The organism is Proteus vulgaris (assembly GCF_016647575.1).
Lineage (GTDB): Bacteria > Pseudomonadota > Gammaproteobacteria > Enterobacterales > Enterobacteriaceae > Proteus > Proteus mirabilis_B.
In genome coordinates this window covers 1,064,714-1,091,075 of record NZ_CP032663.1, presented here as the reverse complement: position 1 = coordinate 1,091,075, position 26,362 = coordinate 1,064,714, and the positions used below count along the sequence as shown (strand labels likewise).

General features: G+C 40.6%; 18 protein-coding genes, 2 tRNA genes, 3 rRNA genes and 1 other annotated feature. Of the genes, 9 read left to right on the top strand and 14 right to left on the bottom strand.

Annotated elements, in window-relative coordinates; genetic code table 11:
• Positions 1-104 precede the first annotated feature (104 nt).
• A complete protein-coding gene (locus D7029_RS05005) occupies positions 105-1,268 on the bottom strand; it encodes a tRNA/rRNA methyltransferase (protein WP_194952014.1) in 1,164 nt (387 codons plus the stop codon).
• Between the two features lie 231 nt (positions 1,269-1,499).
• Here D7029_RS05005 and D7029_RS05000 point away from each other — a divergent pair, with 231 nt between their 5' ends.
• The 4 genes from D7029_RS05000 (at position 1,500) to D7029_RS04985 (ending at position 6,935) form a co-directional block, all read left to right on the top strand.
• Positions 1,500-2,201: a tRNA-uridine aminocarboxypropyltransferase gene (locus tag D7029_RS05000; RefSeq protein ID WP_088495955.1), complete on the top strand. Its 702-nt coding sequence runs from the start codon at positions 1,500-1,502 to the stop codon at positions 2,199-2,201.
• Between the two features lie 28 nt (positions 2,202-2,229).
• Positions 2,230-4,899 (top strand): bifunctional acetate--CoA ligase family protein/GNAT family N-acetyltransferase, encoded by a 2,670-nt coding sequence (locus D7029_RS04995; RefSeq protein ID WP_194952013.1) that lies wholly within the window; start codon positions 2,230-2,232, stop codon positions 4,897-4,899.
• A gap of 178 nt (positions 4,900-5,077) precedes the next feature.
• Positions 5,078-6,436 (top strand): CDP-diacylglycerol--serine O-phosphatidyltransferase, encoded by a 1,359-nt coding sequence (pssA, locus tag D7029_RS04990; protein WP_088493477.1) that lies wholly within the window; start codon positions 5,078-5,080, stop codon positions 6,434-6,436.
• A gap of 151 nt (positions 6,437-6,587) precedes the next feature.
• A complete protein-coding gene (locus D7029_RS04985; protein ID WP_194952012.1) occupies positions 6,588-6,935 on the top strand; it encodes a YfiM family lipoprotein in 348 nt (115 codons plus the stop codon).
• Between the two features lie 76 nt (positions 6,936-7,011).
• Here D7029_RS04985 and rrf read toward each other — a convergent pair.
• From rrf to rluD, 8 genes are all read right to left on the bottom strand, one after another.
• A 5S ribosomal RNA gene (rrf, locus tag D7029_RS04980) occupies positions 7,012-7,127 on the bottom strand.
• Positions 7,128-7,244: 117 nt separating this feature from the next.
• Positions 7,245-10,147 (bottom strand): 23S ribosomal RNA (locus D7029_RS04975).
• Positions 10,148-10,355: 208 nt separating this feature from the next.
• Positions 10,356-10,431, bottom strand: a tRNA-Ala gene (locus tag D7029_RS04970).
• Between the two features lie 160 nt (positions 10,432-10,591).
• Positions 10,592-10,668, bottom strand: a tRNA-Ile gene (locus D7029_RS04965).
• Positions 10,669-10,739: 71 nt separating this feature from the next.
• Positions 10,740-12,282 (bottom strand): 16S ribosomal RNA (locus tag D7029_RS04960).
• The 16S, 23S and 5S rRNA genes sit together here with 2 tRNA genes alongside, the layout of an rRNA operon.
• Before the next feature lie 582 nt (positions 12,283-12,864).
• Positions 12,865-15,438 (bottom strand): ATP-dependent chaperone ClpB, encoded by a 2,574-nt coding sequence (clpB, locus tag D7029_RS04955; protein WP_088493479.1) that lies wholly within the window; start codon positions 15,436-15,438, stop codon positions 12,865-12,867.
• Positions 15,439-15,584: 146 nt separating this feature from the next.
• Positions 15,585-16,316: a purine nucleoside phosphorylase YfiH gene (yfiH, locus tag D7029_RS04950; RefSeq protein WP_102949399.1), complete on the bottom strand. Its 732-nt coding sequence runs from the start codon at positions 16,314-16,316 to the stop codon at positions 15,585-15,587.
• Positions 16,317-17,294, bottom strand: a complete 978-nt coding sequence (gene rluD, locus D7029_RS04945; RefSeq protein ID WP_075672439.1) for a 23S rRNA pseudouridine(1911/1915/1917) synthase RluD — start codon at positions 17,292-17,294, stop codon at positions 16,317-16,319.
• A gap of 135 nt (positions 17,295-17,429) precedes the next feature.
• Between rluD and bamD the strand changes: the two genes are divergently transcribed.
• The 3 genes from bamD (at position 17,430) to pheA (ending at position 20,234) form a co-directional block, all read left to right on the top strand.
• Positions 17,430-18,164: an outer membrane protein assembly factor BamD gene (gene bamD, locus D7029_RS04940; protein ID WP_088493480.1), complete on the top strand. Its 735-nt coding sequence runs from the start codon at positions 17,430-17,432 to the stop codon at positions 18,162-18,164.
• Between the two features lie 271 nt (positions 18,165-18,435).
• Positions 18,436-18,771, top strand: coding sequence for a ribosome-associated translation inhibitor RaiA (gene raiA, locus D7029_RS04935; RefSeq protein WP_075672427.1), 336 nt, complete (start codon positions 18,436-18,438; stop codon positions 18,769-18,771).
• 154 nt (positions 18,772-18,925) lie between these two features.
• Positions 18,926-19,041: a sequence feature (Phe leader region), on the top strand.
• Between the two features lie 35 nt (positions 19,042-19,076).
• Positions 19,077-20,234 (top strand): bifunctional chorismate mutase/prephenate dehydratase, encoded by a 1,158-nt coding sequence (gene pheA / locus D7029_RS04930; RefSeq protein WP_194952011.1) that lies wholly within the window; start codon positions 19,077-19,079, stop codon positions 20,232-20,234.
• Between the two features lie 70 nt (positions 20,235-20,304).
• Here the strand turns inward: pheA and D7029_RS04925 are convergent, their stop codons facing one another.
• Positions 20,305-21,645 (bottom strand): anaerobic C4-dicarboxylate transporter, encoded by a 1,341-nt coding sequence (locus D7029_RS04925; protein WP_075672423.1) that lies wholly within the window; start codon positions 21,643-21,645, stop codon positions 20,305-20,307.
• A gap of 413 nt (positions 21,646-22,058) precedes the next feature.
• On the opposite strand from D7029_RS04925, the gene D7029_RS04920 reads away from it, so the two are divergent.
• Complete coding sequence (locus D7029_RS04920) at positions 22,059-22,214, top strand: hypothetical protein (RefSeq protein WP_165125333.1); 156 nt, start codon at positions 22,059-22,061, stop codon at positions 22,212-22,214.
• A 31-nt stretch (positions 22,215-22,245) separates the two neighbouring features.
• Positions 22,246-22,419 carry a hypothetical protein gene (locus tag D7029_RS04915; protein WP_193775121.1) on the top strand — a complete coding sequence of 58 codons (174 nt, stop codon included), beginning with the start codon at positions 22,246-22,248 and terminating at the stop codon, positions 22,417-22,419.
• A gap of 84 nt (positions 22,420-22,503) precedes the next feature.
• Here the strand turns inward: D7029_RS04915 and tyrA are convergent, their stop codons facing one another.
• The 4 genes from tyrA to trmD form a co-directional block, all read right to left on the bottom strand.
• On the bottom strand, positions 22,504-23,628 hold the full coding sequence (tyrA, locus tag D7029_RS04910) for a bifunctional chorismate mutase/prephenate dehydrogenase (protein ID WP_194952010.1): 1,125 nt from the start codon (positions 23,626-23,628) through the stop codon (positions 22,504-22,506).
• Positions 23,629-23,664: 36 nt separating this feature from the next.
• Positions 23,665-24,759, bottom strand: a complete 1,095-nt coding sequence (locus D7029_RS04905) for a 3-deoxy-7-phosphoheptulonate synthase (RefSeq protein WP_075672419.1) — start codon at positions 24,757-24,759, stop codon at positions 23,665-23,667.
• Between the two features lie 410 nt (positions 24,760-25,169).
• Positions 25,170-25,523 (bottom strand): 50S ribosomal protein L19, encoded by a 354-nt coding sequence (gene rplS / locus D7029_RS04900; RefSeq protein WP_023580978.1) that lies wholly within the window; start codon positions 25,521-25,523, stop codon positions 25,170-25,172.
• A gap of 52 nt (positions 25,524-25,575) precedes the next feature.
• Positions 25,576-26,328, bottom strand: a complete 753-nt coding sequence (gene trmD / locus D7029_RS04895) for a tRNA (guanosine(37)-N1)-methyltransferase TrmD (RefSeq protein ID WP_109374397.1) — start codon at positions 26,326-26,328, stop codon at positions 25,576-25,578.
• Positions 26,329-26,362 lie beyond the last annotated feature (34 nt).

Sequence of the window (26,362 nt, the reverse complement as noted above, 5' to 3'; positions counted from 1 at the left end):
ATAAAAATCCCGCTTAAATCACAATGATTAAGCGGGATTTTTACTATTCTTAAAAAATAAAGTGTTCTTTAAAAAATAAAGTATTCTTTAAAACAATAAAGCGATTAGCCTTGGTGCTGACGCCACCATTCTGCTAATAACACACCAGAAGCCACAGAGACGTTTAAGCTTTCAACGTGACCAGTACCACCGATGTAAATGCTCATATCACCTTGATTTAAAGTACTTTCACTTAAGCCATCTTTCTCTTGACCTAAGATAAGAACCATTTTTGCCGGTAATTGTGCTTTTGATAATGGCACACTGCCTTTATGGCTTGATGTTGCCACCAGCGTATAACCCGCTTTTTTAAATTTATCTAAAGTTTCAGCAAAATTATCAGCATCAATACCTTGGATATATTCTGCACCACCTTCTGCGGTACGAACAGCAGCACCAGATTCTAATACAGCAGAATCAGGAGAAATAACCCCTTTCACACCAAAGTGCGCACAGCTACGCATAATTGCACCTACGTTATGTGGATTACCCACATCTTCAAGTGCTAATACGCAATCATGTTCAGGTGCATCTTTCAGATAAGTTTCTGCGTCATGACCCATACGTTTTTTAATTAAGAAGCACACGCCACCGTGGTGATCGGTACGAGCGGCTTTCACCATCTCTTCTTCTTCAACAACGTGATAAGCTTTACGGTTTGCTGCCATCCATTTCAATGCATCACGAAAACGTGGTGTCACATCTTGTAAAAACCAAGCACGAACAATCGCATCAGGACGATTTTTAAACATTGCTTGGCAGGCATTTTCACCATAAATACGCGTTTCTTCTAAACGCTGGCGACGTAGCTGTTCAGGATCGATTTGGCTCTTCCCTGTAATGCCATCGTGCTCTTTAATTGCCTCTTCACCAGCAGGGCGAGAAACCATTTTCCATGGAGAAAAACTTCCGCCTTCGCTATCGCGAGAAGGTTTTGATTCATTACGTGATGCGCCACGCCCTGAAGGCTTACCTGCACCGCGGTCATCACGACGAGAAAATTTGTTATCACCACGTCTGTTATCGCGATTTTTATCATCGCGGTTGTCACCACGTCTATTATCACGATTTTTGTCGTCACGGTTGTCACCGCGTTTGTTATCACGGCTATCACCACGACCATTTTCAGGACGGCGGGATGGTTTTTTAGGTTTATTATCGGCATTGTCCTCACTACGGACATACATCACTTTTACTTTGCCGTTTTTACCTTCATAAGAATCGTTCATTTGTCTCTCCAACTGCAATAGGGGCGCAGATTACATGATAGTTTAGCAACTGTCACCGAGAGAATCACGCACAGGAATCGATAAACTAATCAGGATCAATTGATAATTAACTTCATCTCATAGATAGCTAATATATCAGTATGATTTTTATGATAAAAACACACTGAATAGTTTGTTTGTTTTGAACATGATAATATTCGATTCTTTTTTATGAGTATTGGTCAATCTGTTATGCATGACAATGCAGTCTCTCGACTTCGTCAATATCGACTTTCGATTTCAACTCGCCCTTTTAAAGCGCGTGGTTTTCGTACAAAACGTTGCTCTTTTTGCTTATTACCTGAAAAACAGTGCCTTTGTGACACGATTATCAATCAACCAGCAAAAAGCCAATTTTGTTTATTGATGTATGATACTGAAGTGATGAAGCCAAGTAATACAGGAAAATTAATTGCCGATGTATTACCAGATACGCAGGCATTTTTATGGTCTAGAACCGAGCCTGAACAGGCTTTGCTTGATCTAATCAATACACCTGATAGACAAGCTTATGTTGTCTTCCCTGAAAGCTATGCATCAAATGAACGTGTTGTATACAACCAACTTCCAACCAATAGCAAACCGCCTTTGTTTATCCTCCTCGATGGTACTTGGAGTGAAGCTCGCAAGATGTTTCGCAAAAGCCCTTATCTCGATTCATTGCCTCTTTTTTCTTTAAATGAAGCAATTAAATGTGAGTATGTGCTTCGCCAAGCAGCAAGAGAAGACCAACATTGTACCGCAGAAGTTGCGGCTTCTATTTTAGAAAATGTCGGCGATATTCAAGCCTCACAACAACTTTTTTCTCATTTTAGTTACTTTCGTCAACAATATTTACTTGGAAAACCAGACCGGAGTCAGGCAAAAGAAGATCAAATCAGCTACATTGAATAGCAGTTGATAATGAAACTCTGGAGTGGATATGAGCCAACGAGGTCTTGAAGCACTATTACGTCCTAAATCTATTGCGGTGATTGGTGCCTCTGAAAAATTAGGTCGAGCAGGAACCACCATGATGAAAAATTTGCTCAGTGGTGGATTTAATGGTCCAGTGTTTCCGATTAATCCCGCTCGTGGCTCTGTCTCTGGTGTTTTTACTTATCCCTCTATTGATAAATTACCTCAAGTACCTGATCTCGCGATTATTTGTACACACCATCGTCGCAACCTTGAACTACTGAAACAATTAGGTGAGTCTGGCTGCAAAGCCGTAATTGTACTTTCTGCACAACCTGAACAATTTCAGCCAATAAAATTACTTTGCCAGCAATATCACATCCGTTTACTTGGCCCAAATAGTTTGGGGCTTTTAGCACCATGGCAAGGTTTAAATGCCAGCTTTTCACCTCTTCCAGTTAAAAAAGGAAAGCTCGCTTTTATTTCGCAATCAGCGGCTGTCGCCAATACGATTTTAGATTGGGCTTATTATCGCAATATTGGCTTTTCCTATTTTATTGCGTTAGGTGACAATCAAGATATCCAAGTCGATGATTTATTGGATTTTCTAGCAAGAGACAGTAAAACCAGTGCAATTTTATTGCATCTTGAGCATATAAAAGATGCTCGGCGTTTTATGTCAGCATCTCGTAGTGCTTCGCGCAACAAACCGATTCTGGTGATAAAAAGTGGTCGTACCCAAAAAGCTCAACTGCTATTGGGAGATACACCGAGTTATGACGTAGCCTATGATGCAGCTTTTCAACGTGCAGGTTTATTACGAGTACAAGATACCCATGAAATGTTTTCTGCCGTTGAAACACTTAGCTATATGACGCCTTTAAAAGGCGAAAGATTGATGATTATAAGTAATGGCTCGGCACCTGCTGCAATGGCCGTTGATGAGCTATTTTTGCATTCAGGAAAGCTTGCACAACTTACGGATGAAACAAAACAAAAGCTACAAAGTATTATTCAAGAAGAAAATGCCATTCGTAATCCGCTAAATTTAGGTGATGATACAACGGTTGATCGTTATATTTTGGCATTGAATTGTTTGTTAGATAGCCATGATCATGATGCATTACTTCTTATTCACACACCTAGTGCCATAGCCCCTAGCATTGAAACGGCACAACAAGTCATAGAAGCCATCAATAAACACCCTCGACGTAAATGGCTTACCGTTTTCACTAACTGGGGCGGAGAATATTCATCTCAACAATCGCGTAAATTATTTAGTGAAGCTGGAATTCCAACCTATCGAACACCTGAAGGTGCTGTCACCGCATTTATGCATATGGTGGAATATCGTCGAAATCAGAAACAGCTAAAAGAAACACCAGCATTGCCTTTAGATGTCAAAATGAATACGCAACAAGCGCACCATTGCATTGAAGAGGCATTAAAAAATAAGCAATATCGATTAGACACACACCAAGTTCAGCCAATTATGGAAGCTTACGGTTTTAATACACTTCCTACTTGGATTGCTCATAATGCACAAGAAGCTGTCAATATTGCTGAAAAGATTGGTTATCCTGTTGCACTAAAATTGCGTTCTCCTGATATCCCTCATAAGTCCGAAGTACAAGGTGTTATGCTTTATCTTCGAGACAGCACAGAAGTATCATCAGCAGCACATGCCATTATAGAGCGCGTTACAGAACTCTACCCTCAAGCACAAATTCAGGGTTTATTGGTACAAAGTATGGCAAATCGCGCTGGCTCTCAAGAACTACGCGTCGCCATAGAGCAAGATCCTATTTTTGGCCCATTAATTGTGTTGGGTGAAGGGGGGGTTGAGTGGCAAATAGAAACTAAAGCCGCAGTTGCTTTGCCACCTCTAAATATGGCGCTTGCCCGTTATCTGGTTATTAATGCGATAAAAAGCGGAAAGATACAACCAAGAAGCGCTTTACAGCCTCTAAATATATTAAGTCTAAGTCATTTTTTGGTGCAGGTTTCTCACTTACTTTTAGATTGTCCACAAATTGTCAGATTAGATATTCATCCCCTATTAGCTTCAGGTAATGATTTTACATTACTCGATGTCGCGATGGAGTTAGCGCCACTACAAGGCGATCCTCATCAGAGACTCTCTATTCGCCCTTATCCCAATGAATTAGAAGAAACCTTTTTCCTAAGAGATAACAATCCTTGCTTTATCCGCCCTATTTTGCCGGAAGATGAACCGTTACTGAAAACGTTTATAAACCAAGTAACAAAAGAAGATCTTTATTATCGCTATTTTAGTGAGATCAGTGAGTTTACACATGACGATCTCGCGAATATGACGCAAATTGACTACGATCGAGAAATGGCTTTTGTCGCGATCCGAAATCGAGAAGAAAGGTCTGAAATCATTGGTGTTGCCCGTGCAATGGCAGATCCCGATAATCAGCATGCAGAATTTGCTATTCTTGTGCGTTCTGATTTAAAAGGAAATACTCTAGGTCATCAACTTATGACTAAACTTATCAACTATACTAGAGAACATGGCATTAAACGTTTAACCGCGATTACAATGCCTGAAAATCGCAACATGATAAGTTTAGCGAAAAAACTGGGATTTTCTGTTGAAGTACAATTTGATGAAGGAATAGTCAATCTTGATTTACAGCTTGGACCTTCAAAAGATAACCCAACGCTATAATCATTAGAGAAAGTTTCTTTATGTGATTGTTCACGCATCCTTTGATAAATTAGCTATATATGATGATTTTATGCGTACATCCCATATAACTAATGTTATGATCAGAAGATCGGTTAAAGAAAATCTACATGGACGATGGCTCCATCTGCCATCATAAACAAGAGAATTAAGCACTGTGATGTTGTCTAAACTAAAACTTGCTAAGCATCAACAACACCTTGCACAACTGCCTAAATTAGCTCAGTCAGTTGCTGATGTTGAAACGCTTTATCAGACGTCCGCGTTTCGCAGCACCTTATTGAAATATATTGCTCAAGCAAAGAAAGAGATCTTTATTACAGCTCTTTACCTAGAGCACGATGAGGCTGGTGAAGAGATCCTTGATGCGCTTTACACCGCAAAACAACAACGTCCTGAATTATCCATTACCGTTATTGTTGACTGGCACCGTGCTCAACGTGGGCGTATTGGTGTCTCTGCTGATGCAACAAATGCAGATTGGTACTACCATGTTGCACAGCAACACCCTGATATCGAGATCCCTATTTACGGTATTCCCGTAAACACTCGCGAAGCATTAGGTGTATTACACCTTAAAGGCTTTATCTTTGATGATACGATTATCTATAGTGGTGCAAGTATTAATAATGTTTATTTGCACAAGCTTGATAAGTATCGTTATGACAGATATCACATTATCCAAAATAGCGAATTAGCTTCCACAATGAAGCAATTTATCGTGTCTGATCTTTTGCAATCAGAAGCGATTCAACGACTGGATATTAAAGATAGAGTTCGTTGTGCCGAAATTAAAAACTGTATTCGCCAATTTCGTTTCAATTTACGCACTCGTGATGGCTATGATATTAAAGCCAATGCTTCTAATAACGAGCTGGCAGTAACACCTTTAATGGGTTTAGGTAAGAAAAATATCTTAAATAAGACAATTTCTCACCTTATGGCTTCTACTGAAGAAAAACTTGTTATTTGTACACCTTATTTTAATTTACCTGCGATCCTTGTACGCCAAATCAGTCATTTATTAAGAAATGGCAAGCAAGTCGAAATTATTATTGGTGATAAAACAGCAAATGACTTCTATATTCCACCAGAAGAGCCATTTAAAATTATTGGTGCTTTGCCTTATCTCTATGAAATGAACTTGCGTAAATTTACCCAACGTTTCCAACGATTTATTGATAGCAACCAATTAACCGTAAGACTTTGGAAAGATAGCGATAATACATATCACTTAAAAGGTATGTGGGTAGATGATAGCTGGCAATTAATTACGGGTAATAATCTTAATCCACGTGCATGGGGATTAGATTTAGAAAATGCCATATTAATTCATGATCCTAAACATGAATTACATGAGCAACGACACAAAGAGTTAGAGTGTATTCGCCAACATACTATTGTCGTGAAACACTACCAAGATCTAGAAAGTATTAAGCTTTATCCTCTAAAAGTGAAGAAATTAATTAAACGCTTACGACGTATTCGTGTTGATAGATTAATCAGCCGCATACTTTAATTGATACTTCATTTGATAAGCCTTGCTAAATTACAGCAAGGCTTTTTTGTTTAAAAAATTGTTTAATAAAATTCTTTTCTCAAATCATCCCTTATCTTTAATAATCTTCTATATTAAAAACATTGTTATCAGTGAAAAGGCTTTTATTTTTATGAAACTAAAGCTCAAATGTCGTTCTCTGATTATTTTATTATCAATAATAACTTTAAATGGTTGCCAGTCATTTCATTTTGCAAATGATAATTGGAAAGGCAAAGATAAAGCTCAGCATTTCTTATTTTCAATGGCAGCATCTGCAGGTGCAAATGCATATGCAGATCATCAAAATTATGGTCATAGAGAGGGATTATTAATAGGGCTATCGTTTTCGATTAGCTTAGGTGCAGCAAAAGAGCTTTATGATAGTCGTCCAGAAGGTACTGGTTGGAGCTGGCATGATTTTGCTTACGATGTTGCAGGAGCAGCGGCGGGTTCATTACTTTATCAGCAATTAAAATAGTTTTTTATTCAGAGTACTTAAAACCCCAAACGCAAAAAAGCCAACCCAGTGGGTTGGCTTTCTCGTCTTATTTAATGCCTGGCAGTTCCCTACTCTCACATGGGGAGACCCCACACTACCATCGGCGCTACAACGTTTCACTTCTGAGTTCGGCATGGATTCAGGTGGGTCCGCTGCGCTATGGCCGCCAAGCAAATTCGGTTTTATTACCCGTTACATCGATTTCTCGTCATAACCAGCAATATTCAATCTTAAACAAGCCTACTTCATCTACTGTTTGTCTCTCAGACAAAACACCTTCGGTGTTGTCAGGTTAAGCCTCACGGTTCATTAGTACTGGTTAGCTCAACGTATCGCTACGCTTACACACCCAGCCTATCAACGTCTTAGTCTTAAACGTTCCTTTAGGTCACTCAAGGTGACAGGGAAGACTCATCTCGAGGCAAGTTTCCCGCTTAGATGCTTTCAGCGGTTATCTCTTCCGCACTTAGCTACCGGGCAATGCCATTGGCATGACAACCCGAACACCAGTGGTGCGTTCACTCCGGTCCTCTCGTACTAGGAGCAACCCCTCTCAATCTTCCAACGCCCACGGCAGATAGGGACCGAACTGTCTCACGACGTTCTAAACCCAGCTCGCGTACCACTTTAAATGGCGAACAGCCATACCCTTGGGACCTACTTCAGCCCCAGGATGTGATGAGCCGACATCGAGGTGCCAAACACCGCCGTCGATATGAACTCTTGGGCGGTATCAGCCTGTTATCCCCGGAGTACCTTTTATCCGTTGAGCGATGGCCCTTCCATTCAGAACCACCGGATCACTAAGACCTACTTTCGTACCTGCTCGAGCCGTCACTCTCACAGTCAAGCTGGCTTATGCCTTTGCACTAACCGCATGATGTCCGACCATGCTTAGCCAACCTTCGTGCTCCTCCGTTACTCTTTAGGAGGAGACCGCCCCAGTCAAACTACCCACCAGACACGGTCCCCGATCCAGATTATGGACCTAGGTTAGAACATCAAACGTTAAAGGGTGGTATTTCAAGGTTGACTCCATGCAGACTGGCGTCCACACTTCATAGTCTCCCACCTATCCTACACATCAAGGCTCAATGTTCAGTGTCAAGCTATAGTAAAGGTTCACGGGGTCTTTCCGTCTTGCCGCGGGTACACTGCATCTTCACAGCGAGTTCAATTTCACTGAGTCTCGGGTGGAGACAGCCTGGCCATCATTACGCCATTCGTGCAGGTCGGAACTTACCCGACAAGGAATTTCGCTACCTTAGGACCGTTATAGTTACGGCCGCCGTTTACTGGGGCTTCGATCAAGAGCTTCTCCTTACGGATAACCCCATCAATTAACCTTCCAGCACCGGGCAGGCGTCACACCGTATACGTCCACTTTCGTGTTTGCACAGTGCTGTGTTTTTAATAAACAGTTGCAGCCAGCTGGTATCTTCGACTGGCTTCGGCTCCGTCCGCAAGGGACTTCACTTACCGCCAGCGTGCCTTCTCCCGAAGTTACGGCACCATTTTGCCTAGTTCCTTCACCCGAGTTCTCTCAAGCGCCTGAGTATTCTCTACCTGACCACCTGTGTCGGTTTGGGGTACGATTGTTGGTAACCTGAAGCTTAGAGGCTTTTCCTGGAAGCAGGGCATCAATTGCTTCACCACCTTAGTGGCTCGTCATCACACCTCAGCATTAAGTGACCGGATTTGCCTAATCACTCTGCCTACATGCTTGAACCGGGACGACCGTCGCCCGGACAACCTAGCCTTCTCCGTTCCCCCATCGCAGTTACCACCAGTACGGGAATATTAACCCGTTTCCCATCGACTACGCTTTTCAGCCTCGCCTTAGGGGTCGACTCACCCTGCCCCGATTAACGTTGGACAGGAACCCTTGGTCTTCCGGCGTGCGGGTTTTTCACCCGCATTATCGTTACTTATGTCAGCATTCGCACTTCTGATACCTCCAGCATACCTCACAGTACACCTTCGCAGGCTTACAGAACGCTCCCCTACCCAACAACACATAGTGTCGCTGCCGCAGCTTCGGTGCATGGTTTAGCCCCGTTACATCTTCCGCGCGGGCCGACTCGACCAGTGAGCTATTACGCTTTCTTTAAATGATGGCTGCTTCTAAGCCAACATCCTGGCTGTCTGAGCCTTCCCACTTCGTTTCCCACTTAACCATGACTTTGGGACCTTAGCTGGCGGTCTGGGTTGTTTCCCTCTTCACGACGGACGTTAGCACCCGCCGTGTGTCTCCCGTGATAACATTCTTCGGTATTCGCAGTTTGCATCGAGTTGGTAAGTCGGGATGACCCCCTAGTCGAAACAGTGCTCTACCCCCGAAGATGAGTTCACGAGGCGCTACCTAAATAGCTTTCGGGGAGAACCAGCTATCTCCCGGTTTGATTGGCCTTTCACCCCCATCCACAAGTCATCCGCTAATTTTTCAACATTAGTCGGTTCGGTCCTCCAGTTAGTGTTACCCAACCTTCAACCTGCCCATGGATAGATCACCGGGTTTCGGGTCTATACCCTGCAACTCATTCGCCCAGTTAAGACTCGGTTTCCCTACGGCTCCCCTATACGGTTAACCTTGCTACAGAATATAAGTCGCTGACCCATTATACAAAAGGTACGCAGTCACCCCATAAAGAGGCTCCTACTGCTTGTACGTACACGGTTTCAGGTTCTTTTTCACTCCCCTCGCCGGGGTTCTTTTCGCCTTTCCCTCACGGTACTGGTTCACTATCGGTCAATCAGGAGTATTTAGCCTTGGAGGATGGTCCCCCCATATTCAGACAGGATAACACGTGTCCCGCCCTACTCGTCGAGTTCACAATAACAGCATCTTCGGATACGGGGCTATCACCCTTTACTGCCGGACTTTCCAGACCGTTCTCCTGATGCTGCTATTGATTAAGACTCTGGGCTGTTCCCCGTTCGCTCGCCGCTACTAGGGGAATCTCGGTTGATTTCTTTTCCTCGGGGTACTGAGATGTTTCAGTTCTCCCGGTTCGCTTCATGACGCTATGTATTCACGTCATGATAATATCCATTGGATATTGGGTTTCCCCATTCGGAAATCGTCGGGTATAACGGTTCATATCACCTTACCGACGCTTATCGCAGATTAGCACGTCCTTCATCGCCTCTGATTGCCTAGGCATCCACCGTGTACGCTTATTCGCTTAACCTCACAACCCGAAGATGTTTCTCTCGAAGACCAATGTCTTGAGTTCACACTTCAAGGTCTGAGATTTTGAGAGACTCATCAATATACCTCGGTGATATATTGATTTGTTTTCAATTTTTCAGCTTGTTCCAGATTGTTAAAGAGCAAAATAATTCGCAGTATACTATTGCTAATATACTCTGAATTATTATTTTATATTCAAGAGATTATGGTGGAGCTAAGCGGGATCGAACCGCTGACCTCCTGCGTGCAAGGCAGGCGCTCTCCCAGCTGAGCTATAGCCCCATAATGCATTCTTTAATACCGTTTTTGTTTCTCAGGTTTCTTTATTATTGGAAAGTTTCCTTTAATTAAGAATTGAGCCAATCGCAGTGAGACAAGGCGTGGAGTCACGAAGTTTACAATAAGTAAACGAGTGAATTCACAACGCAGTATCAATACGATTTGGTAGGCCTGAGTGGACTTGAACCACCGACCTCACCCTTATCAGGGGTGCGCTCTAACCACCTGAGCTACAAGCCTATACCGGTATTTCTGCTCGTTCTTCATCAGACAATCTGTGTGAGCACTGCACATAACACGTATCTCTTAGGTAAGGAGGTGATCCAACCGCAGGTTCCCCTACGGTTACCTTGTTACGACTTCACCCCAGTCATGAATCACAAAGTGGTAAGCGCCCTCCCGAAGGTTAAGCTACCTACTTCTTTTGCAACCCACTCCCATGGTGTGACGGGCGGTGTGTACAAGGCCCGGGAACGTATTCACCGTAGCATTCTGATCTACGATTACTAGCGATTCCGACTTCATGGAGTCGAGTTGCAGACTCCAATCCGGACTACGACAGACTTTATGAGTTCCGCTTGCTCTCGCGAGGTCGCTTCTCTTTGTATCTGCCATTGTAGCACGTGTGTAGCCCTACTCGTAAGGGCCATGATGACTTGACGTCATCCCCACCTTCCTCCGGTTTATCACCGGCAGTCTCCTTTGAGTTCCCGCCATCACGCGCTGGCAACAAAGGATAAGGGTTGCGCTCGTTGCGGGACTTAACCCAACATTTCACAACACGAGCTGACGACAGCCATGCAGCACCTGTCTCAGAGTTCCCGAAGGCACTCCTCTATCTCTAAAGGATTCTCTGGATGTCAAGAGTAGGTAAGGTTCTTCGCGTTGCATCGAATTAAACCACATGCTCCACCGCTTGTGCGGGCCCCCGTCAATTCATTTGAGTTTTAACCTTGCGGCCGTACTCCCCAGGCGGTCGATTTAACGCGTTAGCTCCAGAAGCCACGGTTCAAGACCACAACCTCTAAATCGACATCGTTTACAGCGTGGACTACCAGGGTATCTAATCCTGTTTGCTCCCCACGCTTTCGCACCTGAGCGTCAGTCTTTGTCCAGGGGGCCGCCTTCGCCACCGGTATTCCTCCACATCTCTACGCATTTCACCGCTACACGTGGAATTCTACCCCCCTCTACAAGACTCTAGCCAACCAGTTTCAGATGCAATTCCCAAGTTAAGCTCGGGGCTTTCACATCTGACTTAATTGACCGCCTGCGTGCGCTTTACGCCCAGTAATTCCGATTAACGCTTGCACCCTCCGTATTACCGCGGCTGCTGGCACGGAGTTAGCCGGTGCTTCTTCTGCGGGTAACGTCAATTGCTAAGAGTATTAATCTTAACACCTTCCTCCCCGCTGAAAGTACTTTACAACCCTAAGGCCTTCTTCATACACGCGGCATGGCTGCATCAGGCTTGCGCCCATTGTGCAATATTCCCCACTGCTGCCTCCCGTAGGAGTCTGGGCCGTGTCTCAGTCCCAGTGTGGCTGATCATCCTCTCAGACCAGCTAGAGATCGTCGCCTAGGTGAGCCATTACCTCACCTACTAGCTAATCCCATATGGGTTCATCCGATAGCGCAAGGTCCGAAGAGCCCCTGCTTTGGTCCGTAGACGTCATGCGGTATTAGCCACCGTTTCCAGTAGTTATCCCCCTCTATCGGGCAGATCCCCATACATTACTCACCCGTCCGCCGCTCGTCAGCAAGAAAGCAAGCTTTCCCCTGTTACCGCTCGACTTGCATGTGTTAGGCCTGCCGCCAGCGTTCAATCTGAGCCATGATCAAACTCTTCAATTAAAAGTGTTTGATGCTCAAAGAAATCGAAAACTTAGCTATTCATAAATGAATTTACTTTTGTTGTTCACTCTTCAAGACTTGATACATCTAATATTTTAGAAGATATCGTCTCTGCGAGTGCCCACACAGATTGTCTGATAATTTGTTAAAGAGCAGTGCAACTATCGCTGCCGTTTCCGGTCTTCTGCGTTGTTGCGAGGAGGTGCATTCTACATCTTCCTCATTCAGTGTCAAGCGTTTATTTTCAAGGCTTTTCACTTTTTTTCTTTGTTCTCTTGGCTAACTCACTTAGCGTGGTTTGCCGTGACAACGAGGGCGCATTATAGGGAGTTTTCTGAGTGTGACAAGTATTATTTTAAAAAAACTTTCCGACAGCGCACTTAATAATCAAATTGGTGTTTTTGGTGTAAATAATAGACAATCTCTGTCTAAAAAAGTTTCAAATATAAAAAAATACTATTTGTAGATTATCTTTATTCTCCCCCATTAAGACATAAACCATAAAAAAAGAGGCTTATATAAGCCTCTTTTTCAATTTATTGGCATCTCTTCTTTATCATAATCAATACAGAAAAGGCTCTATTACTGTTTTGCAATTATCTTATTGTCATCTAAATCTAAGATAATCTCTTTACCCGGTAATAATTTGCCAGACAAGATATCTTGAGCTAATGGGTTTTCAACCTCTTGCTGGATAGCTCGTTTCAATGGTCGAGCACCATAAATTGGGTCGAATCCAACTTCGCTCAATTTCTCTAATGCAGCGCCTGTGATCGTAACGTGATAACCACGCTCTTCTAAACGCTGGTATAAACGACGCAACTGAATTTGTGCAATCGCTGCAATGTTTTCTTTACCTAATGGGTGGAATACCACAACTTCATCAATACGGTTGATAAACTCTGGTCTGAAATGATGGCCAACAACATCCATCACAATGTTCTTCATTTCAGGGTAATCAATTGTCCCGAAACGTTCTTGAATTAAATCAGACCCTAAGTTCGATGTCATAATCACAACTGTATTACGAAAATCGACGGTTCTGCCTTGTCCATCTGTTAAACGACCATCATCCAATACTTGTAATAAGATATTGAATACATCTGGGTGCGCTTTTTCAACTTCATCTAATAAGATAACTGAATAAGGACGACGGCGAACGGCTTCTGTTAAATATCCACCTTCTTCGTAACCAACATATCCTGGAGGCGCACCCACTAAACGAGAAACGGAGTGTTTTTCCATAAATTCAGACATATCGATACGAACCATTGCATCATCACTATCAAACAAGAAGTTCGCTAGTGCTTTACACAATTCAGTCTTACCAACCCCCGTTGGTCCTAAGAATAAGAACGAACCAATTGGGCGGTTAGGATCAGATAATCCAGCACGACTACGACGGATAGCATTAGATACTGCACTTACAGCTTCAGCCTGACCAATTACACGTCTATGTAATTCTTGTTCCATTCTTAGCAGTTTTTCACGTTCCCCTTCTAGCATTCTAGATACAGGAATACCTGTCCAACGCGCTAAGATCTCAGCAATTTCAGCATCAGTGACTTTATTACGTAACAGCTTCATATGCTTATCTTCAGCTTTATTAGCTTCAGCAAGCTGTTTTTCTAGTGTCGGAATTTGCCCATATTGGATTTCTGACATTTTCGCCAAATCACCACTACGGCGAGCTTGCTCTAATGCGATACGCGCTTGCTCTAATTCAGACTTAATATGCTGAGTACCTGTAAGCTCTGCTTTTTCTGCTTTCCACTCTTCTTCTAAAACAGAATATTCTTTCTCTTTTTCAGCAAGTTCTTCATTTAGCATTTCTAAACGTTTTTTACTTGCGTCATCAGACTCTTTTTGCAGTGCCTGTTGTTCAAGCTTAAGCTGAATAATACGTCTATCAAGTCTATCTAATGCCTCTGGTTTTGAATCCATTTGCATACGTAGGCTTGCACCCGCTTCATCAATCAAGTCAATCGCTTTATCTGGCAGCATACGGTCAGAAATATAGCGATGAGATAAAGTCGCCGCGGCAACAATCGCGGGATCAGTAATTTGAACATGATGATGGAGTTCATAACGTTCTTTCAGGCCACGCAAAATAGCGATCGTGTCTTCTACTGTTGGCTCTGCCACATACACTTTTTGGAAACGACGTTCTAATGCCGCATCTTTTTCAATATATTGACGATATTCATCAAGTGTTGTTGCACCTACGCAGTGTAATTCACCACGAGCCAATGCAGGTTTTAACATATTACCTGCATCCATAGCACCGTCGGCTTTACCTGCGCCAACCATTGTGTGCAATTCATCAATAAACAGAATGACGCTACCTTCCTGTTTAGATAAATCATTTAAAACGGCTTTTAAACGTTCTTCAAATTCACCACGATATTTAGCACCAGCTAATAACGAGCCCATATCCAAAGAAAGTACACGTTTATTTTTTAAACCTTCAGGAACTTCACCATTAACAATACGTTGAGCTAAACCTTCAACTATTGCCGTTTTACCTACACCCGGTTCACCAATAAGTACCGGGTTATTTTTAGTACGGCGTTGTAGAACTTGAATGGTTCTTCTTATTTCTTCATCACGACCAATGACAGGATCGAGTTTGCCTTGTTCTGCTCTTTCCGTTAAATCCACAGTATATTTTTTCAATGCCTGACGTTGGTCTTCTGCATTTTGATCGTTCACTGTTTCTCCACCACGTATTTTTTCAATCGCTATCTCAAGACTTGCTTTATTCGCTCCAGCTGCTTTTAGCATGTCAGCAACTTGACCACCGGTTTCCATAGCAGCTAAAAGAAAGAGCTCTGATGAAATAAATTCATCACCTTTTTTCTGTGCCAATTTATCGCACAAGTTAAGGTGCTTAATTAAATCATTTGAGGGATGAACCTCTCCACCAGCACCTTCGACTTTAGGTAATCGAGACAAAGCATCATTAATTCGCTCATTAAATTGCGATGCATTAACACCTACAGATGTTAATAGAGGGCGAATTGAGCCACCTTGTTGATTAAATAACGCACTCAGTAAATGTATGGGTTCTATAAATTGATTATCGTTCCCAAGTGCCAATGACTGGGCGTCTGCGAGAGCTTGCTGGAATTTATTGGTTAATTTATCCAGACGCATAACACCTCCAAGTAAAATTTAAAGTAAAATTCGTAACTGGAGAATAGATGAGGTCATTTTGACAATATTCAAGCTCAAAATAAAAATTTTGAGCAAAAATATTTATCAATATTTGAGATAAGTGAGAAAAAATGCTGAGAGGAAGTTTATTTAATCCAGATTAATGATGCCATTCGCCCTGTTGTATGCTCTCGTCTATAAGAGAAAAAGCGTGATGGATCAGTTACAGTACAAAAATCACCACCATAAATCTGAGTTACTCCACTTTCCTGTAAGATTATTCTCGCTAACATATAAATATTAGCTAAGTATTTACCATTATGGGGAATAAATGCAGGCTCAAAGGCAATATTTTTTTCGATAAATGCCAACCGAACTTCTGCACCGACCTCAAAAGCGGTTGGTCCAATTGCGGGTCCTAACCATGCCATAATTTGATCTTTAGGTGCTTTAAAATGCGCAAGTGTATTTTGTAATACACCGTGGCAAAGCCCTCGCCATCCACCATGAGCTGCGCCAACTTCTGTTCCATCAACCGTTGTAAAAAGGACAGGCAAACAATCTGCCGTCATAATTGCGCAAACTTTTTTCTCAGTAGAGGTGTAAAGGGCATCACCTTGTAATTCATTATTTTTCTCAGTATTTAGTGTAACAACATGAGTGCCATGAACTTGCTCAAGCCATAATGGCATTTCAGGCAATTGAGCTTGTTGACAAAGTCTGCGTCTATTTTCTTCGACATCAGACAATTTATCACCAACATGAGTACCTAAGTTGAGGCTATTATAAGGTGGCAGACTAATCCCCCCTTCTCTCAAGGTACTGCAAGACCCAATATTTTCAGGTTGTGGCCAATCTGGAAAAATTAATGAAGTCATTTACCAATCCATTTCATCTTTAAACTGTTCAACGTCAGCTTTTAGCACATCGATAAGCTTAACCATATCATCAGGTAATGGTGCATGCCATTCCATTTCAATACCCGTTATTGGATGATAAAGGCGTAGCATCGTTGCGTGCAGAGCTTGTCTATCAAATAAACGTAACGTTTCACGTAATTCATCTGAAGCCCCTTTTAAAGGACGAGGTCTTCCTGCATAAAGCTGGTCACCAATTAACGCATGGTGAATATGAGCCATATGAACACGAATTTGGTGAGTACGACCAGTTTCTAAACGCAAACGCAAACGTGTATGAGCACGGAAATGCTCCATAACACGATAATGTGTTACTGCTGGTTTACCCATTGGGTGCACAGCCATATGAGTACGTTTAGTTGGATGTCGAGAAATAGGTTCATTCACTAATCCACCTGCCGTCATTCTTCCTGTTGCAACCGCTTCATACTCACGGGTGATTTCACGACGTTGTAAAGCTTCTACTAAATGCGTTTGTGCAGGAACTGTTTTTGCAACAACCATTAAACCTGTTGTATCTTTATCCAATCGGTGGACAATACCCGCACGAGGTACATTAGCAATCTCTGGATAGCGATAAAGTAATGCGTTTAGTACGGTGCCATCTGGGTTACCCGCACCAGGATGTACAACGAGATCTCTTGGTTTATTGATAACTAAAATATCATCATCTTCATAGACGATATTTAACGGAATATTCTGAGGCTCCCAGCGAACTTCCTCTTCAATTAAGGCATCGACTTCAATTTTTTCACCGCCAAGCATTTTTTCTTTTGGCTTATTGATGATTTTATCGTTAACCTGCACTCTATTGTCTAAGATCCACTCTTTTATACGAGATCTTGAATAATCAGGGAACATTTCGGCCAAAGCCTGATCTAAGCGTTGACCCAGCTGTGAATCTGCGACTGTAGCATTAAGTCGTATTTGTTGAGACATAAATAATTTTCTATTAATTAAGTTAGTGTTTTGACGGCACAGCCGTTTCATTTAAAATGAGTTATAGTGTAACCGATTTCAGGGGAGCTTCACGGAGAGACTCCCCAAACCTATTCAGAGGATAATCAATACGTGATGAGACGCATTAAATACCTGGTGGCAGCGGCCACTGTAAGCCTGTTACTTGCTGGCTGTTCGAGTTCAGACAAAGACGCTACTGCCGATATGTCGCCTTCTGAGCTTTACTCAACCAGTCAGGAAAAATTGCTAGATGGCAATTATGGAGCGGCTATCAAACAATTAGAGTCTCTCGATAATCGCTATCCTTTTGGCCCTTACTCGCAACAAGTTCAACTCGATCTGATTTATGCTTATTATAAATCAGCAGAACTACCAATGGCGATTTCTGCAATCGACCGTTTTATGCGATTAAATCCAACCCATCCTAATATCGACTATGTTCTTTATATGCGTGGCTTAACAGCTCAAGCATTAGATGATAGTGCATTACAAGGATTCTTTGGTATTGATCGTTCAGACCGTGATCCTCAACATGCAATCGTGGCATTTAAAGATTTTAGTCAATTAGTTCGTTACTATCCAGACAGTCTTTATGTCGCCGATGCAACCAAACGCCTAGTCTTTCTTAAAAACCGTTTAGCGAAGTATGAGCTTTCTGTTGCGAAATTCTATACTAAACGAGGGGCTTATGTCGCGGTTATTAATAGAGTAGAGCAAATGATGCGTGATTATCCTGATACACAAGCCACTCGTGATGCGCTTGTTTACATGGAAAACGCTTATAAAGAATTAGGTCTGACACTAGAAGCTGAAAAAGTGGCTTCATTGATTGCAGCAAATCCAGCCTAACTAAAACATTACCATCAAAAACAGCAGCTTATCGCTGCTGTTTTTTTATTCTTTTCTAGCTAAATTGTCTTTACTTTTCATCAGCCCAACCTTCCTAATATGACTGAATAAATGCAACTTAACAAGCGGTCTTTTTCAGCTATTTATCATTTGTCACGTTTCTATTACTAGTTACACATACATCTAACAAAAAGTGATTTTGATCATGTTTTAAATTGTGTATCACGATATTCTGAAGTTATCGAAGACGGAGTAATAAAGAGGTAACTATATGATTATAAATATTACTAGCAAACAAATGGAAATTACCCCAGCACTACGTGAACACATTGAAAGCCGTCTAACTAAACTCAATAAATGGCAGGTGAATTTAATCAATCCTCATATTATTCTTACGAAAGATCCTAAAGGTTTTAGTGTTGATGCCAGCATTCATACACCAAATGGGCAACTGGTCGCTAATGCACAACACGCCGATATGTATGTTGCAATTAATGACTTACTGGCAAAACTTGAACGCCAATTAAACAAAGTTCAGCATAAAAACGAATCTCGTCGGGCTGATAACAGCCTGAAAGAAGAGAATTTACTTGTCGATGAAATGTAAATAGTAAAGCAAGATTAAAAATTAGAATAAATCACTGACTCAAAACGCCTCTGCGCATCCTCGTGATGCGCTTTTTATTGTATTTTTCTTGACTCCTTTCACATCATCATGTTTGATAGCTATATGTTAAATAATTTACCAATCAATATAATGAACAAACATTCACATTTGCCTTTCTTCTTTTTCTTTCTACTCTTTCATTAAGAGGCTTTGTCATTTCAGAAAGAAAAATAAGAACGACAATAGCCTCCAACTGGAGGCTTTTTTATTTATGATGGTATGACATAACGGTATAGGGCTTAAACATGGAAAAACTCGATTTATTAGCAATCAGAGATAAAATCACAACGTTAGATTCAGAATTACTAACGTTGTTAGCAAACAGACGCCAATTATCTGCTGATGTCGCTCAATTTAAATTGAATACACATCGCCCTATTAGAGATAAAAATCGTGAGCGTGAATTACTTGATTTATTAATTGAGAAAGGAAAAAACGTTGGGCTAGATGGTTTTTATATTAGTCGTATTTTTCAAATGATCATTGAAGACTCTGTATTAACGCAACAAGCCATCCTACAACAACATCTTAATGCAACACCTAATGAGTCAGCTAGAATTGCTTATTTAGGGCCTAAAGGCTCTTATTCACATATTGCCGCTCGTCAATATGCAGCTCGCCATTTTGATACCTTCGTTGATTGTACTTGTCAGAAATTTGACGACATTTTTACACTTGTCGATACCGGTCAAGCTGATTACGGTTTACTGCCGATTGAAAATACCAGTTCTGGTGCAATTAATGATGTTTACGATTTACTGCAAACAACATCAATCTCTATTGTTGGGGAAATTCGTATCCCTATTAATCATGCACTTTTAACAAGTGTTGATAGCAGTCCAGAAGAATTGAAAACTATTTATAGTCATCCTCAACCCTTCCAACAATGTAGTCATTATTTAAATCAGTATCCAAACTGGAAAATTGAATATTGCGAAAGTACAGCGGCTGCAATGGAAAAAGTGGCTCTTGCACAATCAGCACACGTTGCAGCTATTGGTAGTGAAGCCGGTGGCTCTCTTTATGGTTTAAAACCCTTAGCCAATAATTTAGCAAACCAGCAAATAAACGTAACTCGCTTTATTGTTATTGCACGAAAAGCAATTGATGTTTCAGACCAAGTTCCTGCTAAAACAACCTTCTTAATGGCGACAGGGCAACAAGCAGGTGCATTAGTTGATGCCTTAATGATTTTAAAAAAATACGACATTATTATGACAAAACTCGAGTCGCGTCCTATTAATGGCACTCCTTGGGAAGAGATGTTTTATATTGATGTTCAAGCAAATTTACGTGATATCAATATGCAAAAAGCCTTACACGATTTATCGCAAACAACACGCTCACTAAAAATATTAGGCTGTTACCCTTCAGAAAATGTTGTTCCTGTTGAAGTGAAATAACCTCATGCAAAGATAAAAGCCAGATAGCGTATAACTATCTGGCTTTTTTTGTGTTCTTATTTAACGTTAATTATAAGAAACCATACATCGCAGCAAATACCCAACCAAAGACACAGGAAACGGTTACACCAATTAATCCCGGTAGAATAAAGCTGTGGTTAATAACAAAACGCCCTATTCGAGTTGTACCAGAACGGTCAAATTGAATTGCCGCTAAGTCACTAGGATAAGTTGGCAGAATATAATAACCATAACAAGCTGGTGCCGATGCAATGATATATGCAGGATCAACACCAATACCCAATGCTAAAGGAACAATCGCAGCCAAAGCCGCCGCTTGAGAGTTAACAAACTTAGATACTAATAATAAGACAACTGCATAAGCCCAAGGATATTCTCGTACTAATTGCCCTAATGCCGCTTCTATTTCTTTCATATGCGCAGAGAACATGGTCTCTGCCATCCAAGCAATACCATACACGGCAACAATTGCTATCATCCCTGAACGGAATACTTCATTTTTAGAAATAAGAGAAGGGTTAGTTTTACAGATAATAATAATTGATGCGCCGGCTAATAACATAAACATCTGAATAACGAGCACCATAGATAATGGCTTACCATTAAATACAGGACGTATTTCAGAGAAAGCACCTAATATTGCAACAACAGCAATTGCACCTAAGAATATCCACATTGCTACCCAGTTTTTCATTGGGAGCTTTTTATCTAGAAGTGTAGCTGTATCACCATAAACATAATCATGGTTTTCGGGCACTGAAACAAATTCTTGGAAACGTTGGTCTTTATCTAAGTCTTTTCCTCTAAACCAGCTAAAGATACCAATGGCTAAAATACCAATAAAAGTTGAAGGAATGGTAATTGCTAATAAATCTAAAAACTCAAGGTGTTTACCATTAAAAGTTACATCACCGAGCATTGCGACTAATGTAACAACGGCAACGGAAACAGGGCTGGCAATAATCCCCATTTGAGAGCCAATTGTACTTGCCGCCATTGGTCTTTCAGGGCGAATATTATTTTTAATCGACACATCATAAATAATTGGCAATATGGTATAAACAACGTGTCCAGTACCACATAATATTGTAAGAGTACAAGTTACGAGTGGTGCAACAATAGAAATATATTTGGGATTTTTACGTAATAACTTTTCTGCTATTTGCAACATAACATCTAACCCACCAGATGCTTGTAATGTTGCTGATGCAGAAACAACGGCAATAATAACTAGCATTACATCAACAGGTGGTTTTCCCGGAGGAAGTTTAAAAATAAAAACTAAAATAACCAGACCTACACCACCTAATAGACCTAATGCAATTCCCCCTTTCCTAGCCCCATAAAATAGACACACTAATATAATGGCGAGTTGTATTAAAAAATCCATAAATTACCCCTTGAAAAACACGTCGGAATATAAATAAAAAATAATACAATTGAGTTTTTAGCACTTCTTGCAAAAAAAAGAGTTTATAAAATATAATTTACGATAATTGTTATATCCATTTTTTTGATCATTGTTATAGTTTTTATAATGCCTTTTAATTTCATTCAGTTTTAAGATCTCATCAACAAATAACTTTTAATAAAAAGACAATATCGAACATTAATTATTCTTTAATTAAACCCAACAATAACAATTAAATAACAATAAATATAAGATAGATTAGTCTTTTAATAAAATTAGATATTTATCCCATTGTTTTTAAATGTATATTTATATTTCTCTATTTTTATTTTCTGAATAAAAATAGGTGATTTATATCTATTATTAAATTTTTGAAATGATAGGGAGATTATATGAATACTTTTATCATACTGATTTTAAGTCTATTTTTTACTAATAACGTAGATGAAGTTCAATCACAAGAGAGCTATTACGCTTATTCATTAACGTCTCAATCGGATTTGAGTCGTTGCACAGTAAGCCCTTGTCCTGACCCCAAAGACTATTGAGTTATAGCATATTGTTTGAATAGGAATTTTTATGAATAAAAAATATATATTAATACTCTCATTTTTCTTCGCTAGTTATGCAAGCGCTCATTTTTATGAAGAAGCAAAAGAAAATAGAGCATCAATAAATGAGTATTCTCAAAATAATAGCAATACGTCTGATCCTAGTGGTTGTGTTTGGCCACCTTGTGATGATGAGTGGTGATAAGCTAAACATAAAATAATTAATAAAATAAAAAGGCCGAACAATTTATTTATTGCTCGGCCTTTTATATAACAAATAATTTAACTAGATTCGGCTATCATTCGCTTTTTGTAATAATACACCACTCTCTTTCATAAATTGAGAAGCATAATCACCAAACCAATCACTCACGTTATTAAATGAATGGATAAACTCACTCTTTGCATTTATATCTAATAGATCGATAGCTTGACCTAATGAGTGATGATATCTACGAATTAATTCAATATTCTCTTTCGATGACAAAATAATATCAGCATAAAGTTGTGGATCTTGAGCAAATAAGCGCCCTATCATTGCTAATTCTAAGCGATAAATAGGAGATGAGAGTCGCAGTAAACTGGCTAAATCAACTTTTTCTTTTGCTAAATGCTGACCATAAGCAAAAGTAGTAAAATGTCGAAGAGCTTGAATAAAACTCATGTTTTTATCATGCTCTTCTGGCGCAATAGCCTCAATTCTTGCTCCCCATACCAATAACTGCTCTAACAACCATTCAAATGCAGTATGGTTTCGTCCCTCACAGTACGCCACAACCTGTTTTGCTAAGCTAGGTACATCAGGGCCAAACATTGGATGAAGACCTAAAACGGGTCCACTATGCGCTTTTAACATCGCCTCTAAAGGCGCCTTTTTAATAGAAGCGAGATCGACAAGTAAACAGTTTTCAGGTAATGCAGGAAGTTTTTCAATAACCTCAACAGTTAAATGAATAGGTACACTGATAATCACCATCCCTGCATTATCAAAAATAGCAGGCGATTTGGTTTGCCATTCATCCGCTTCTAAGCTTTCGACTTGATAGCCAGAGAGTGTAAACAAACGAGAAAATAGTTTACCCATTTTCCCATTTCCTCCCACAATAACGATTTTACCAAGTTGAGGGTTGAGAGTTTTAAATCCTTTATCGTTCTCTTTAGTATAGGATTCTCGCATCACTCGGCGTAATACATCTTCAATTAAATCTGGGGAAATTCCCATCTTTTGTGCATCGTTACGACGAGAAGCAAGCATGGAGGCTTCTCTATCAGGTGCATAAATCGGTAAGCCGTGGCGGTTTTTAACTTCACCCACTTCAGCTACCAGTTGCATTCTTTTTGCGAGTAAAGAAAGCAGTGATTTATCTACCTGATCAATTTGCTCACGCAAACCTTGTAATTCTTCAGCCATCTATGCTTGCCTCTTTTTTCTTTATGATTATCTAACTTAACTAACTTTTTTTAACTGTGCTTCACGCTGAGCCAAAATCGGAGAAAGTTGAGCATGTAAATTTCTTAACACTGACTCCGTTGTTTCCCAACTAATACATGCATCTGTTACTGAGACGCCGTATTTCATTTCACTACGAGATTGCTCTGAAGATTGATTGCCTTCATTAATATGACTTTCTAACATAATACCAGTGATAGATTCATTACCTTTAGTGATTTGCTCAATCACAGAATCAACCACTGCCGTTTGACGACGGAAATCTTTGTTAGAATTACCGTGGCTACAATCAATCATTAATGATGGTTTTAATCCTGCTTTCACCATCTGAGCTTCGCATTGAGCAACATCTTCTTCATGGTAGTTTGGTGTTTTACCACCACGTAAAATTACATGGCCATCAGGGTTACCTTGTGTTTGTAATAAGCAAACTTGTCCTGATTGATTAATTCCCATAAAACGATGTGGCATAGAAGCCGCTTTCATTGCGTTAATTGCGGTATCTAAATTACCATCTGTTCCGTTTTTAAATCCAACTGGCATTGAAAGCCCTGATGCCATTTCACGGTGAGTCTGAGACTCTGTTGTTCTAGCACCAATTGCAGACCAACTAAACAAATCACCTAAGTATTGTGGATTGTTAGGATCTAACGCTTCGGTTGCCAGAGGCAGACCTAATTGTACAAGTTCGGTCAGTAGCTTACGGGCAATATGTAACCCTTTTTCCATTTCAAAGCTACCATCCATAAATGGATCGCTAATTAAGCCTTTCCAACCAACAGTTGTACGAGGTTTTTCAAAGTAGACACGCATCACAATGTACAGACTATCACTTAATTCAGACGCTAAGACTTTCAGGCGTTTTGCGTAATCTAACGCAACATCGACATCATGAATGGAACAAGGCCCACATACCACGAGTAAGCGAGGATCACGGCGTTGGACAATTTCAGAAATTGTTTGACGTGACTGAGCAATGGCATGCAGATCATTGCGACTCAATGGGTATTTTTGTTTTAACTCTTCAGGAGTAATTAAAACCAGCTCTTCGCTGATATTCACATTATTGAGTGCGTCTTTTTGCATGATCATAATCTTTACCTTTTTTATATCTGTCATTGTGATTTTTTGTGTGTCTGAAAGATAAGATAACACGCAATGTAAAGAAATCAATCCATATTTTTAATAATTTTGACGTTATTGTAATTCAATCTTTACACTCATGATGTTTGTTATAAATAAACAATAAATAACAATTGGTTATAAATAATGAATGAGATAAAAATAACGTGATGAAGATTAAATTAAAACGCAAGTATGTAAATTTAAATTTACACTTTATCTTTTAATGAATCTCGACATAAGAAGAATAGATTAAGATAGGAATTAAGAAATAAAAGAGAGAAAAAATTAATAAATAATATTTTCAACATGAAGGGATATAAAAAAAGGTCAGCAAATGCTGACCTTTTAACAATAACTTTCGGATGTGCGAAAGCGTATTATTTAGCGTTAAGACGCTCTTTGATACGAGCAGCCTTACCTGAACGCTCACGCAGGTAGTACAGTTTAGCTTGACGAACCGCACCACGACGTTTAACAGTGATGCTATCTACGACTGGAGAGTGAGTTTGGAATACACGCTCAACACCTTCGCCATTAGAAATTTTACGAACAGTGAATGCAGAGTGCAGACCGCGGTTACGAATAGCGATAACCACGCCCTCGAATGCCTGCAGACGTTTTTTAGAACCTTCAACAACCCATACTTTAACTTCTAAAGTGTCACCAGGACGGAATGAAGGAACATCTTGCTTCATCTGTTCTTGTTCGATTTGTTTAATAATATTGCTCATAATAACTCTCTTACCCTAGGTAAACTGATATTAATGACATCTTGTGTCAGACTTACTCTGCTGTTCCTGACAGATGTTCCTGTTGGAACTCTGTTAACAGCACTCTTTGCTCGTCAGTCAGAGCTAGGCTTTCCAGAAGCTCAGGTCTTCTTAGCCAGGTTCGACCCAGTGATTGTTTCATGCGCCAGCGATTAATATGAGCATGGTTGCCTGACAGTAAAACTGCCGGAACTTCCATACCATCTAAAACCTCTGGGCGAGTATAGTGAGGATGATCCAGTAAACCTTCAGCAAAAGAATCTTCTTTCGCAGAGGCTGCGTGTCCGAGAACACCCGGTACAAAGCGCGCTACTGCATCTATCATTATCATGGCAGGTAATTCCCCACCACTTAATACGTAATCACCTACAGACCACTCTTCATCGATTTCAGTCTGAATGACACGCTCGTCTATACCTTCATACCGACCACAAACTAGAATTAGCTTCTCATTTGTTGCCAGTTCACAAACTCCTTGTTGATCGAGTTTGCGTCCCTGAGGTGATAAATAAATCACCTTTGCTCCATCACCTGCCGCAGCTTTCGCTTGATGAATGGCTTCCCTTAAAGGTTGAACCATCATCAACATACCGGGACCACCGCCATAAGGACGATCATCAACGGTATTGTGTCTGTCGTATGTAAAATCTCGGGGATTCCAACATTCTACATTGAGCAGACCATGCTTCACTGCCCGACCAGTCACCCCGTACTCGGTTATAGAGCGGAACATTTCTGGAAATAGGCTAATTACCCCAATCCACATTTTTGTGTCCCACTATTGAGAACCGTTAACCGGA